Here is a 12858-nt window from a genome sequence, read left to right on the forward strand (position 1 = left end):
GCGCATAGGTATGCAGCCAATAATATAAGTTAATACTGAAGGAGAGGAACATGAAGGCCACCACTGGCATCCGGAAAACTGTGCTCGCATTGTCGGTCGCTACTTGTGCGTTGGCGATGCCTTCATTGGCCTTTGCGCAAGACGAAGCGCAGGCCGACGATGTTGACAGCGAAACTATCGTCGTGACCGCGACACGCCGCGCCGAGGCGCTTTCCGAAGTTCCGCTCGCCGTTTCGGCTGTCGGCGGCGAAATGATGCAAAACTCGGGCGCGACGGATATTCGCCAGCTGACCCAGTTGGCGCCTTCGCTGCTGGTTTCCTCTACCGGTTCTGAAGCCAATGGCTCTGCCCGTATTCGCGGTATCGGCACGGTGGGCGACAATCCGGGCCTCGAAAGCTCGGTCGCCGTTTTCATTGATGGCGTCTATCGTTCGCGTTCGGGCATCGGCCTAAACGAACTGGGCGAAGTCGAGCGCGTTGAAGTCTTGCGTGGGCCGCAAGGCACTCTGTTTGGTCGCAATGCCTCGGCTGGCCTTATCCACGTTATCAGCAAAAAACCGTCCTTCGATTTCGGCGGTTTCCTAGAAGCGACCTATGGCAATTTTGATGGCATGCGCTTTTCCGGTGCATTGACCGGGCCCGTGACCGAGCAGCTCGCTGCGCGCATCGAAGCGGTATATGCGAAACGCGATGGCTTTACCCGCCTTGTCTCGCCGACCGGTGCGCCAACGGGCGAACGGGTGAACGACCGTGACCGGTTGTTCGTAAAAGGGCAGCTGTTGTTCCAACCGAGCGATGCGCTCGATATACGGATCATTGCTGACTACACCAAACGTGATGAAGCCTGTTGCTCGGGCAGCTATTATTCGACCGCAGAAACTTTTGATCCGACACCAGGCGTGCCCGGTGACTATGCCATTCGTGCGCCCGGCACGGGCGGTTCGGCGAGCGGCAACCGCGTTGTCGACATATTGACCAGCATGGGCGCGTTCATTCCTGCTAACCCTTACGATCGTACCATTTCGATCACCCCGGGACGGACGCTGGATGGCCACACGCGCGACTGGGGCGTTTCAGCCGAAGTGAACTGGGATTTGGGCGGTGCTGAACTGTCGTCGATTACCGGCTATCGTCGCTACAAATCGAGCCAAGCCGGCGACGTCGATTATTCAACACTCGATCTTCTGTACCGCAATGATGACGGCAGCGCCTTCCGTCGCTTTACCACTTTCACGCAAGAATTGCGACTGCAGGGTTCGGCGTTTGACGACAAGCTCGACTGGCTGGTCGGTGCCTATTACGCCAACGAGAAACTGGCTCTACAAGACAATTTGAATTTCGGTTCGGACTATGGCCAATTCCTTGCATGCCGCGTCGTCGCATCGGTAAGCGCCAATGCGGCACTTCGCGATCCCGATCGGGATGGCGATGGCTGCCTGAGCGCGGCTGGATCAGCGACTGTGGCGGGGGCTTTTCCTGGTGCGAATACTGCCGGCGGAACCGATGGGGCCCAGTTGATTGCCGCATTGCAGCGCCTGAGCTCGATGCCGGCGGTCACGCAGGCTGGATCGCGCATGGATCATACGAGCCGCAACTATGCGTTCTTCACGCATAACATCTTCAACATCACGGATACGCTGGCCCTGACTTTGGGTGCGCGCTACACCAATGAAAAGAAGACAATTACCGGTGCGTTCAACATCAACAATCCGTTCTGTGCGGCTCAGCAGGCATCGGCTGGCGCTGCGGCTGCGGGCGCTACAAGTGCAACAGCTCGGGCATTAATCGGTGCGACGACTCAGTTTGCCTGTCTGTTCAATACCAGTTCGCAATTGAACACACTTGCACTGGCTGACACGATCAAGGAGGATCAGATCACCGGCACCGCCGTGTTGAGCTGGAAACCTGTTGATGATGTCATGACCTATGTCAGCTATTCAAAGGGCTATAAGGCGGGCGGTTTCAACCTTGACCGTTCGGCGCTTGGCTCGCCGCTCACACCGCGCGCCAATGCAGATACGGCCAATCTGAAATTTGGTGCGGAAAAGGTCGATGCCTATGAAATCGGCGTCAAATATGACAGCGCCCAACTGGACATCAACGTCGCTGCATTCCGGCAGGAATTCAAGAACTTCCAGCTGAACACCTTTAACGGCCTGTTCTTCCTGGTGCAGAATGTGAATGGTTGTTCGGATCTGGTTGGCGGTTCCGGTGCTGACGAAGATTTGTCAGCCACGTCGGGCACCTGTGCGACGGACAATGTCAAACCCGGCGTGATTTCGGAAGGTCTTGAAATCGAAGCAACCCTCTATCCGGGTGAAAATGTCACCGTTGGTCTAGGCGCAACCTACCTCGACTCGCGTTACGTCTCTGACCTTGTTGGCACAGCCAATGGTGCCGTCGCACTGGCCCCAGAACTGTTCCAGCTGCCGGGCAATTCGACGTCGTTCGCGCCGACTTACTCGTTGACCGGCTCGTTCAGCTGGACTCCGCCCATCGGCGGCAGCGGCCTTTCCGGCCTGTTCTATATCGATACGCGTCTGACGTCAGACCATAATACCGGCTCTGACCGTTTCCCTGAAAAGGTACAGGATGGCTATTTCCTTGTGAATGGACGCATCGGCATTCGCGGTCCGGACCGGAAATGGGGTGTCGAACTGTGGGTGCAGAATTTGCTCGACGAAGAATATCAGCAAGTGGCGTTCAACACACCGCTACAGGCAACCGGCAATGGCTCGCGCGCGCATGTGCAAGAAATTGGCTCGCCTACCGTTTCGCATTCGGCGCAGCTTTTCTCGGCTTTCCTTGGCGAGCCGCGGACATGGGGCCTGACGGCGCGTTACCGTTTCTAGGGCTTTGGGAACGCCAACACAGAAAAGGCCCGCTTCGGCGGGCCTTTTTCGTTTGAAGCGTGACAGAAGATTAGAGCGGTATCGTAACGCTTAAAAAATCGGGCATCGGGCCGTTCCATGCGCCGTCGTCGGCATTGTCAACGCGTTCTTTGGCTGCGGGTTTGATGCGCTCCTTGGGTTCCGATTTCGCAGGACGAGAAGGTGCTTTCGCTTCGCTAGGCTCTTTCGGCTTTGCGGGCGCCTTGCGGCGCGACGGGCGCTCACGTTCAGCGTCATCAGCACTTTCGCTTGCTACCTTACCCAGGCGTTCGATCTTCAGGCCGATCAGCTTCTCGATATTATCGATCGCTTCTTCGTCGGCCTTGGTCACAAAGGTAAAGGCCTTGCCCTTGGCACCTGCGCGACCGGTGCGGCCGATACGGTGGACATAATCGTCGGGGTGCCAGGGCGCATCAAAGTTGAACACATGGCTGACGCCCTTTATGTCCAGACCGCGCGCTGCAACGTCGGATGCCACCAACAGATTGATCGTGCCGCTCTTGAACGCGTCGAGCTGCCGCTGGCGCGATGCCTGATCGATGTCGCCATGAATCTCGCCCGAGCGGAAACCATGTTGTTGCAGGCTCTTGTTGAGTTCGCGCACAGTCGTCTTGCGATTGCAGAAAATGATCGCGGTGTGCACATCTTCGCTGCGCAAAAGGCTGCGCAGCACTTCGCGCTTTTTCATCGGCGCAACATCGACCAGCTTGGCTTCGATGTTGAGGTTCGATGAGGCAGGCCTAGCAACCTCGATATATTTCGGGTTCGACAGGAATTTGTCCGCCAGCTTTTTGATCGGTGGCGGCATCGTCGCCGAAAACAGCAAAGTCTGCCGCGTTGTTGGCAGCTTGGTGCAGATATTTTCAATGTCGGGGATGAAGCCCATGTCGAGCATGCGGTCAGCTTCGTCGATAACGAGCAACTCGCAGCCATTGAGCAGGATATTGCCACGCTCGAACAGGTCCATCAGGCGGCCCGGGGTCGCAATCAGAACATCGACGCCTTTTTCGAGCGCCTTGATTTGATCACCCATCGACACGCCGCCGATCAGCAACGCCATCGACAGCTTGTGATTGACGCCATATTTCTCAAAATTCTCGGCAACCTGCGCAGCCAGTTCCCGAGTCGGCTCAAGGATCAGGCTGCGTGGCATGCGTGCTCGTGCACGACCGTGCGCCAGAACATCGATCATGGGGAGCACGAACGACGCGGTCTTACCAGTGCCCGTCTGCGCAATGCCGATGATGTCGCGCATCATCAAAACGGAGGGGATTGCCTGCGCCTGAATCGGCGTCGGTGTATCGTAACCGGCAGCTAAGACGGCACTCAAAAGTTCATCGGAAAGGCCGAGATCGGCAAAGGACATAAGGTTCCAATATCAAGGAAGGTAGCAAGCCGGTCGGCGCATTCCCGCGCGTCCGGTGCGGGCCGCTTGGCGAAACAAACGCAAAAAGTCAAGGAAATTGGGGCGTCTTACTCTGGAACGAGTAAGCGAAATTTGTCGATTTCACATTTCGCCCCGGTGCGGGCATGCATCAGGTCGCGATCGACACATAATTTGCCGTCTTTCGATCGCTCGACATAGGCGCCTGCATAAAATTCGCGTGCGAGGCAACCATCACCTAGATAAGCACGTATCAACTGTCGCTCACGGGTTACCAGCTCAAGGCTGTTTTTGGGACCGGGGCGCGATGCCACGAGTCGGTCCATCATCAGACATTTACCAATCTTTTCCTCATTATAGATGGGCGCCTTGCGCTTGTCTGTCTTGCCGGGCGCCGCAGCGACCGGCTGATTGGGAAAGCGGATAATAACCCTTTGCTCGACCCTAGCCTGAAACTCTTTTGTGTTTACCAACAGGTCGATCAGCGCACTGGAGGATTGCCCATAAGCGCCGTAAGCCACGCTTAAAGCGACCGCGAGCCCGGCAATGACAATCAGAAAAATGCGCAATGTCGGGTCCCGACTAGATTTCGCCTCTAGCTGCCAATAGCCGTAACGGTTGAACGGAGCATTAATCCAGCCCTATGAAGGGCAACCAGTCGAGTCAATCGCAACAGGGCCGGGAAGCAGTTTTTTGTCACATAATGAAACATTGAAGCAATTGCAGCAGCTGCTGGGCCCCAAAGGCTTCAGTGCCGACCCAGCCGAACTTGCGCCGTGGACGACCGACTGGCGCGGGCGATATTCGGGCAAGGCTGCGGCTTTATTGTCCCCGGCTTCGACCGAAGAAGTTGCGGCGATCGTCAAACTCGCCAGCACTTCTGGCTTAGCATTGGTGCCACAGGGCGGGAATAGCGGAATGGTTGCGGGTGCGACACCGGATGCGAGCGGAACAAGCTGTTTACTGTCGCTGCGCCGGATGAACCAGATCGAGAAAATCGATCCCGCTGCCCGGCTGGTGCAATGCGGCGCGGGGGTTATCCTGCAGAATCTGCACGAAGCCGTGGCGGCGCACGATTTGCGGTTTCCATTGACCTTGGGTGGGAAGGGTTCGGCGACAATTGGCGGGCTGGTGTCGACCAATGCGGGTGGAACGCAAGTTTTGCGCCATGGCACTATGCGCGCGTTGGTCGCGGGCCTTCAGGCGGTACTGCCGGATGGCTCCGTATTCAACGGGCTGACACCGCTAAAGAAAGACAATCGCGGCTATGATCTGAAGCATCTGTTGATCGGCGCTGAAGGTACAATCGGCATTGTTACCAAGGCGACGTTGCATCTTGTTCCAGCGCTGATCGAACGCTCGGTGGCCTGGGCGGCGGTCGACAGCCCCACCGCCGCTTATCAGCTTTTGCTCGCGGCAAATGCTGCTTTTCCATCGATGCTTGAAGGGTTTGAGATACTTCCCGATACCGCGCTCCGTCACGTCTTGAAGCATATTCCGGGCACCCGTGATCCGTTGGAAACGGGCTATGCCTGGCATGTTGTGATGGAACTGGCCAAAGATAGCGCCGATCAAGAGCCACCTTCGAATGCCGCCGAACAGTTTCTGGGCAAGATGCTGGAAAAGGGTCTGGTGCGCGATGCTGTAGTGGCGGCGAGCGAAGCGCAGGCCGAAGCATTCTGGAAAATCAGAGACAGCATTGCTGAGGCGGAGCGTGCCGAAGGCCCTGCATTGCAGCATGATATCAGCGTCCCCGTCGATGCGATGGCGCGCTTCATCGAGCGGGAATCGCCGAAATTCGAAGCGCGCTATCCGGGGACTGCGATCATTGCGTTCGGCCATTTGGGCGATGGCAACATCCATTTTCACGTAAAAGCGCCCAAAGGCATTGCGGCAGACGCGTGGTACGCAGACGATGGTTTGCGGATCAGCGCGGATGTCTATGATCGGGTCACCGAATATAGCGGTTCGATTTCTGCGGAGCATGGAATTGGTAAGGCCAAACTTGCCGAGTTTGGGCGACTGTCCGATCCGGCCCGCTTATGGGCACTGCGTGCGATCAAATCTGCTCTTGATCCCCAGGGCATTATGAACCCTGGAAAGCTCGTTCCTCTTGCCAGCGACAGCGCCGCCGCCTAAAGCCGCCGACAATCTTTAATTCCAATCCATTTAACGGAGTATAAAATGGCTACCCAGCCCGCGCCGCAAGGCTTGCCCCTTTTCTATAAAGATCTGGTTCCGCTGAACAGCAGCGAACATGGCGCTTTCAAAAGCCGTCAGCTGGACAATGCCAAATTCATGCAAGATCAGCATGCCATTCCGTTGACGGTCGAAGAGTTTGTTGTTGCATCGCGCAACTACCCGATCATTTTTTCGGCAGGCGACAATCCTGTGCCGCTTGCGCTCATGGGCATGAACGAAGGCGTCAATGTATTTCTCGACGATGAAGCGAAATTCGGGTCGCCGGTGTATCTGCCGGCTTATATCCGCCGTTATCCCTTCATGCTCGCGCGTATTCGCCCTGACAGCGATGAGCTGACTTTGTGCTTCGACCCTTCGTCCGACGTTGTTGGCGACTTCAAAAAAGAAGGCACCGCACTTTTCGACGGCACCGAAGCCACCGAAACCACGCGTGAAATCCTGAAGTTCTGCGAAGATTTCGAACAAGCTGGCGCCCGCACACAGGCTTTTGTCGAAGAACTGAAGAAATATGAGCTGCTTATGGATGGCGAAGTTGCGATCCAGCAAGAAGGCAAGGAAGCGCCTTACGTCTATCGCGGTTTCCAGATGGTCAACGAAGAAAAGCTGCGCGACATGCGCGGCGACGAACTGCGCAAGATCAGCCAGAACGGCATGCTGCCGCTGATTTATGCCCATCTCTTCTCGTTGCAGCTGGTCCGCGAAATATTTGCTTTGCAGGTTCAGCAGGGTAAGGTGCCAGTTGCCGATGGGGCAGCCACCGCCTGATGCTGTGGGGCGGCCCCCTTATAGAGGAGGGCCGCCATGACCAATAAATACAGTAAAATCGCAATCACGCTGCATTGGGTGATTGCTTTGCTGATATTCGCCAATTTCTACCTCGCCAGTGCTGCAGAGGATTTGCCGCGAGAGGCGCAAGGCGCGTTCATGGCACCGCACAAGGCCATCGGAATTTCGATCCTGACGCTATCGCTGCTGCGACTATTCTGGCGCATTGGCCACAAACCGCCGCCGCTTCCATCCGCTATCCCGGCTTGGCAGGCAGGTCTGGGCAAATTTGTACACCTGCTATTCTATTTCCTGATCATCGCCGTTCCATTTTCGGGCTGGCTGATGGCGTCGGCGCATCCGCAAGCGCCGCCAGTTGACTTTTTCGGCCTGTTCGATGCGACGCTGCCTATCGGCAAAAGCAAGGATCTGGCAGGCATCGGGCACGAGGTGCATGAAATCCTCACAAAACCCCTTTTCCTGTTGATATTGCTGCATATTATCGGCGCTTTGAAGCACCAGTTTGCCGATCGATTGCCCTTCATTCAGCGCATGTGGCCCTAGGAATTTTGCTCGTATCACAGGGGCATTTCGTCTCGATGATACGAGTTGATACAGACTCGGCTATTGATTTGCCGAAATGAAAACCCCATCTTTGCTTCAGGACGGATATCTCCCCTCCCTTATCCGTCCTTCGGCGCTGCTGGTCAGCGCCACCTCCCTGAACCTTGGCCACCCCGGATTATTCCGGGGTGGTTTTTTCTTAGGCCGGGAAATGGCGGTTTTTGGGGCTATTCGGCCGCCATCGGCATAGAGGCACCACCCGCTAACTCGGCCAGCAACATCAGCAGTTCGGTTATAATGGTGCTGGTAGCATCGAGTCCCGAAGCCGGTTCGCGCAATTCCGAGTCGAGATAGAGCGCGCGATCGACCTCGATCTGGATGGCGTGAATATTTTTGCGCACATTACCGTGCCGCCGCAGGATATAATCCCCGGGATAGGGGTGGTTGAGCGCCGCGGTGACACCAATCTGCTTCAACCGCTGCAGAAACATTTCCGAATAGAGCGATGCAGCACTTTGCCCGAATCTGTCTCCGATCACGATGTGCGGCTGGAACCCTCCCACAGGCAGCAGCGGCGGCATCGAATGAATGTCGACCAGCACAGCGATGCCAAAGCGGTCGCGCATCTGCAGCAGGGCCTGTTCGACCTGCTGATGGTAGGGGCGGTGAAAGCCGCTTAGGCGTTGCTCAACGTCTTGCGCTTCAAACGGGTGCAGCCAGATATCACCGCTATGGATAAGCCTGCGGGGCACAAGACCCAGCCCGCCTCGCATTTTGGCGCTGCCGACAATTTTCCGATTGTTGATTCCGCCCTTGACCATCTCTGGATCGAGTTCGTCTTCACCCCTGTTCAAATCGATCCAGGCGCGGGCACGGCGCGCAACAATAGCGGGCATGCCCGCCGCGATTGCAGGCGTAACCAGACGGTCGGCATAGCGATCTTCCAACCGCTGCAGCTCTGCGGGGGCGATTCGCAGATTTTCGAGCAATTCCGCCGGATATTCACGTCCGGCATGCGGCACGGATATCAGAATGGGCAGGCTGGGCGAATCCAGATTGAACAGCTGAAACCCGCAATTTCCGCCGTAATCGGAAGCGTCGGTGTCATCCTCCTGATCCATCACAACGCTGGATAGGACAAAATTGGTAAATGCGGTGCAATATTTTTACCGTCTGATGGTATCAGAGGCGGAAGCGGGACTCGCGAAGGCAAAAATGCCCGATGACAGGACAAGCAATGACGAGAATTCTACTGGCGGAAGACGAACAGGCGATGCGTGAATATCTGGCGCGTGCGCTGGAACGTTCCGGATATGATGTTGTGTCCGTCGACCGGGGTACCGAAGCGGCGCCGCTCTTGGAGCGCGAGCATTTCGATCTGCTGCTGACGGATATCGTCATGCCCGAAATGGACGGTATCGAACTCGCCCGCCATTGCAGCAAGGTTTCGCCGCGCACCGAAGTCATGTTCATCACCGGATTCTCTGGGGTTGCATTGCGCGCCGGGCAGTCGATGCCGCAGGCGAAAGTGTTGTCCAAGCCGTTTCACCTGAAAGATCTCGTCCTGGAAGTGGAGCGACTGTTCGCCAAGGAAAGCGCGACCGGTCTCAACTGAAGCCCCATATTCGGGCTTGAATGGAATCATTTAGGCCGCTAGAGGGCCCGCAGCGTGGGCGTATAGCTCAGTGGTAGAGCACTGTGTTGACATCGCAGGGGTCGCAAGTTCAATCCTTGCTACGCCCACCATTTCTCCCCTTTTGTCAACTATTTCACAGCTTGGTGCGGGATTGCGCCAAGATTTCCGGCTTGCCTCTTCAGATGCGCGATGCCAGCATGCTGGCAATAATCTGGTCGTCTAGAAAACAGGTCATGACCGGGCATAGATTTCGCGAGTGCGGATGCGAGGGGCATTATGCGCAGTGCAGGCAATGCTATCTTCTTTTGGCTGATTTGTTTCGCGACCTTGCTCGGCGGCTGTGACAAGCAGGTCGGCAATCCAGCCCCCCCGCGCATCGAAACCGCAGCCCAGCTGCCCAAACAGACATCGACGATCATTGTACCCTTGAACATCGATATAAGTGGGCTGGAGGCAAAGTTGAACAACTCAGCGCCGACACGGCTTTGGGCGATCAACCAATATGAACCCAAATGCATTCCCGCCCAACGGGTAACGATTTGCCCGGTGCACAAGAAAAAATGCAAAGGGAAGGCGTGCAAGAATGTCGACTGCAAAATCGGCCTGAAACGCACCAAAATGACTCCGGATGTCGCTTGCACGATCGTCGGCCACGTCAATCGCGGGCGAATTCGACTTTCCGGACGTGGCGATCTGTTGATGGTGACCATGCCCGTCAATGCCATCGTCAGCGCGCGCGACGTGGGCGGTGTCATCAAGCGTGAAACCGCCAATGCATCAGCGGACGTGCGCGCCCATGTCCGCATTTCGATTTCTGACAACTGGTCACCGCGCGCCAAAGTCGACATCGACTATGATTGGCGGGAGCCACCGGGGATCGATTTTCTGGGCAAGCGAATACGCTTTGTCCGTAAGGCCGACGCTGAACTGGCCAAGGTGATTGCCGGGCTAGAGCGAGATCTGTCTCGAGAAATTGCCCGCGTGCAGACCCGAAAACTTGTGGAGGGAGCTTGGGGTGAGGGGTTTGCTACGATCATGCTCAACCGCGAACGCCCACCCGCATGGATGCGGGTGACACCTCAGAAGCTAGGGTTCGGCGGATACCGTATCAGCGGGCGGCAGTTGATGATGACCCTGTCTGCTGAGGCCGTTACCGAGACCTTTATCGGCGACGAACCGGACAAACCGGAGATCACCCCGCTGCCGCCGCCTGCGCGGATGACGGGCGATCATGGTTTGCGATTCCATATCCCCGTGCTCGCCGATTATCGCGAACTGGAGCCGGTGATCCTGCGGGCGCTGCGCAAGCTCGCTGCCAAAGGCATAGAGCTCGACCAGATCGGACAAGTGAATGTCGATTTCAAAAACGTCACGGTCTATGCGACCGAGGGCGGCAGAATAGCTGTCGGGATCGAAGCAAATGCGGATGTTATCCGCAGCCCGCTCAAAGGCACCAACGGCGCCATTTGGCTGTCAGCCATTCCTTACAACAAAGACAATTCCGAGGTTGTTCAGGTTCGCGATTTGCGGATCGCAGGAACGACCGATCGCGAGGCTGTCAACCTGCTCTTTGCGCTGTTTGAGGATCCCGAAGTGCTCGCCGAAATCAGCAAGGCATTGGTCACCGATTTCAACAAGGATTATGAGAGGGTATTGGTAGCTGCGAAAAAGGCCATCGCATTGCGCCGCGAAGGGGATTTCACGCTTTCAGCCGAAGTGAATGAGGTGAGCCATGGGACCGTTATAGCAACAGGTCAGGGGCTGTTCCTCCCCGTCGATGTGACCGGCAAGGCGGATATCCGCTATACGCCGCGGATCAGGAAATAAAAAAGTCGCTTACCCGCGCGTGGAGGTTGCAGCAGATTGCCAGCCTTTGCTCGGCGGCTCGCCATACCAGCGCCGATAGGCGCGCGTGAAGGCGCTCAATTCGCCATAGCCGAGCAGTTCGGCGACCTCGGCGAGCGCACGTTTATTCTCCAGCTTGTAAAGGTCGCACATGCTTTTGCGTATGTCATCGAGCATGGTGCGGAACGGATTGCCTTCGTCGACCAAGTGTCGCCGCAAAGTGCGCTCTGCTATGCCAAACGACCGTGCGACACGGTCCAGCGTGACAGGAGACTTGTTGAGTTCGGTCCATAAATAGAAATAGGTGAATGCAGACAGGCGCATGCCTGCATCGAACCATTTGACCGGATGCGAATGGCAAATGGTGGCTGCGTTGAGAAGTTCAGGATTTGCGTGCGGAGTGCGCAAGCGGCATTGCTCGGATGAAAAAAGAACGGTCGTTTCCTTGGTGCCAAATCTAACCGGATAGCCAATATATTGTTCATAAAGGGCACGGTCGAACCGCGGCTGATGCTGAATTGTCACACCTGCAATATTCAGTTTGTCGCCCCAAATCTCTCGTGCGAGCCTGACATAGGTGACGATCGAAAATTCAACAGCCGGTGCAATTTCTTGTGCGTTATTGCCCATTGCATTCCATTTCAGGGCGGCGACCTCCCCTTGGTCGGCGAGTGAAACGCGATAGATATTCTGCCGCAATTCCTGCATTTGCACATTGGCATCAATCACATCGAACAGTGTCGGCAAGAGGCGTGTCGCATAGCCGATGTCTGAGAAGCAACGCGGCCTGGAATCGCGTCCGATTTCCAATACGGCAGCGGGTTTTTCGAGCTGGATTTCGATTGCCATCAGCAACCTGTTCAGAACCACACCCGGAACGCGGCTCAATTGGTTGCGGATTGTCGCTTCATTTATGCCAACGGCATCAAGCAATGCAGGTCGGTTTGCGCCGAGTGCCACCGCAGCAGCGATGGCCCTGCCGATCAGATTGGCCGAAGCTGTATTCGGCGGAATCGGAACGCCGCCGCCTACAAGCTTTTGCACCCAAGCAAATTGGTCTTGCCCCTCCATGCGCGCGACTCAACCACCGCAAGCTGCGCTATGCAAGCCTATTGTCTTGATAGCTTGCGACAATAGAATGCGCGCGATATGCGGCATGCATGAACCTTGCAGACATTCTTGCGCAACTTCGTGCCGATAGCGCCGATCAGAAAATCACCATCCCCTCGACTTGGCATCAGGGGCGGACGGCCTATGGCGGGTTGAGCTCGGCGCTGGCCTATCAGTCTGCAAAGCTGGCGGCGCCCGATCTGCCGCCACTACTGACCGCGCAGATCGCCTTTTCCGGCCCATTGTCGGGCGAGATTGAAATCCACAGCAAGGTTTTGCGCCGTGGCCGTAACAGCGCCTTCATCAAGAGCGAAATCACTGTGGGCGAAGAAGTAGGCCTGAGCTGTGTTTTCGTCTTCATGGCGCGGCGCGAAAGTCATATCGACTATGAGGGCCTGCCCCGTCCCGAATTCCCGCCCATTCCCGAAGAGGGCAAAACCCGCAGCGGCCCGCCTGAATTC

Annotated in this window: 11 protein-coding genes and 1 tRNA gene; 8 read left to right on the forward strand and 4 right to left on the reverse strand. The window is 56.5% G+C overall.

Annotated features, from left to right (window positions below):
* The first annotated feature begins 50 nt into the window (after window positions 1–50).
* A complete protein-coding gene (locus tag ABL922_RS10935; protein ID WP_349024247.1) occupies window positions 51–2852 on the forward strand; it encodes a TonB-dependent receptor in 2802 nt (933 codons plus the stop codon).
* Between the two features lie 70 nt (window positions 2853–2922).
* Here ABL922_RS10935 and ABL922_RS10940 read toward each other — a convergent pair whose 3' ends face one another.
* On the reverse strand, window positions 2923–4257 hold the full coding sequence (locus ABL922_RS10940; protein WP_349024248.1) for a DEAD/DEAH box helicase: 1335 nt from the start codon (window positions 4255–4257) through the stop codon (window positions 2923–2925).
* Between the two features lie 107 nt (window positions 4258–4364).
* The gene (locus ABL922_RS10945; protein ID WP_349024249.1) at window positions 4365–4844 is read right to left on the reverse strand and encodes a hypothetical protein; all 480 of its coding nucleotides are present in this window, start codon (window positions 4842–4844) and stop codon (window positions 4365–4367) included.
* Window positions 4845–4968: 124 nt separating this feature from the next.
* Between ABL922_RS10945 and ABL922_RS10950 the strand changes: the two genes are divergently transcribed.
* The 3 genes from ABL922_RS10950 to ABL922_RS10960 are packed head-to-tail and all read left to right on the forward strand — an operon-like array spanning window position 4969 to window position 7806.
* A complete protein-coding gene (locus ABL922_RS10950) occupies window positions 4969–6414 on the forward strand; it encodes an FAD-binding oxidoreductase (RefSeq protein ID WP_349024250.1) in 1446 nt (481 codons plus the stop codon).
* Between the two features lie 45 nt (window positions 6415–6459).
* The gene (locus ABL922_RS10955) at window positions 6460–7242 is read left to right on the forward strand and encodes a SapC family protein (protein WP_349024251.1); all 783 of its coding nucleotides are present in this window, start codon (window positions 6460–6462) and stop codon (window positions 7240–7242) included.
* Window positions 7243–7278: 36 nt separating this feature from the next.
* A complete protein-coding gene (locus ABL922_RS10960) occupies window positions 7279–7806 on the forward strand; it encodes a cytochrome b (protein ID WP_349024252.1) in 528 nt (175 codons plus the stop codon).
* 227 nt (window positions 7807–8033) lie between these two features.
* Here the strand turns inward: ABL922_RS10960 and ABL922_RS10965 are convergent, their stop codons facing one another.
* Entirely contained in the window at window positions 8034–8927 is an 894-nt protein-coding gene (locus ABL922_RS10965; RefSeq protein ID WP_349024253.1) for an N-formylglutamate amidohydrolase, read from the reverse strand.
* Window positions 8928–9043: 116 nt separating this feature from the next.
* Here ABL922_RS10965 and ABL922_RS10970 point away from each other — a divergent pair, with 116 nt between their 5' ends.
* The 3 genes from ABL922_RS10970 (at window position 9044) to ABL922_RS10980 (ending at window position 11269) form a co-directional block, all read left to right on the forward strand.
* A complete protein-coding gene (locus ABL922_RS10970; protein ID WP_349024254.1) occupies window positions 9044–9421 on the forward strand; it encodes a response regulator in 378 nt (125 codons plus the stop codon).
* A 56-nt stretch (window positions 9422–9477) separates the two neighbouring features.
* Window positions 9478–9552 (forward strand) — tRNA-Val (locus ABL922_RS10975).
* 166 nt (window positions 9553–9718) lie between these two features.
* Window positions 9719–11269, forward strand: a complete 1551-nt coding sequence (locus ABL922_RS10980; RefSeq protein WP_349024255.1) for a DUF4403 family protein — start codon at window positions 9719–9721, stop codon at window positions 11267–11269.
* Between the two features lie 9 nt (window positions 11270–11278).
* On the opposite strand, the gene ABL922_RS10985 is transcribed toward ABL922_RS10980, so the two are convergent.
* The gene (locus ABL922_RS10985; protein ID WP_349024256.1) at window positions 11279–12358 is read right to left on the reverse strand and encodes an AraC family transcriptional regulator ligand-binding domain-containing protein; all 1080 of its coding nucleotides are present in this window, start codon (window positions 12356–12358) and stop codon (window positions 11279–11281) included.
* 89 nt (window positions 12359–12447) lie between these two features.
* Here ABL922_RS10985 and ABL922_RS10990 point away from each other — a divergent pair.
* Window positions 12448–12858, forward strand: a 411-nt coding sequence (locus ABL922_RS10990) for an acyl-CoA thioesterase domain-containing protein (RefSeq protein WP_349024257.1), incomplete at its 3' end; no start/stop codon positions are given.

This window comes from Sphingorhabdus sp. (assembly GCF_040079335.1).
Taxonomy (GTDB): Bacteria; Pseudomonadota; Alphaproteobacteria; order Sphingomonadales; family Sphingomonadaceae; genus Sphingorhabdus_B.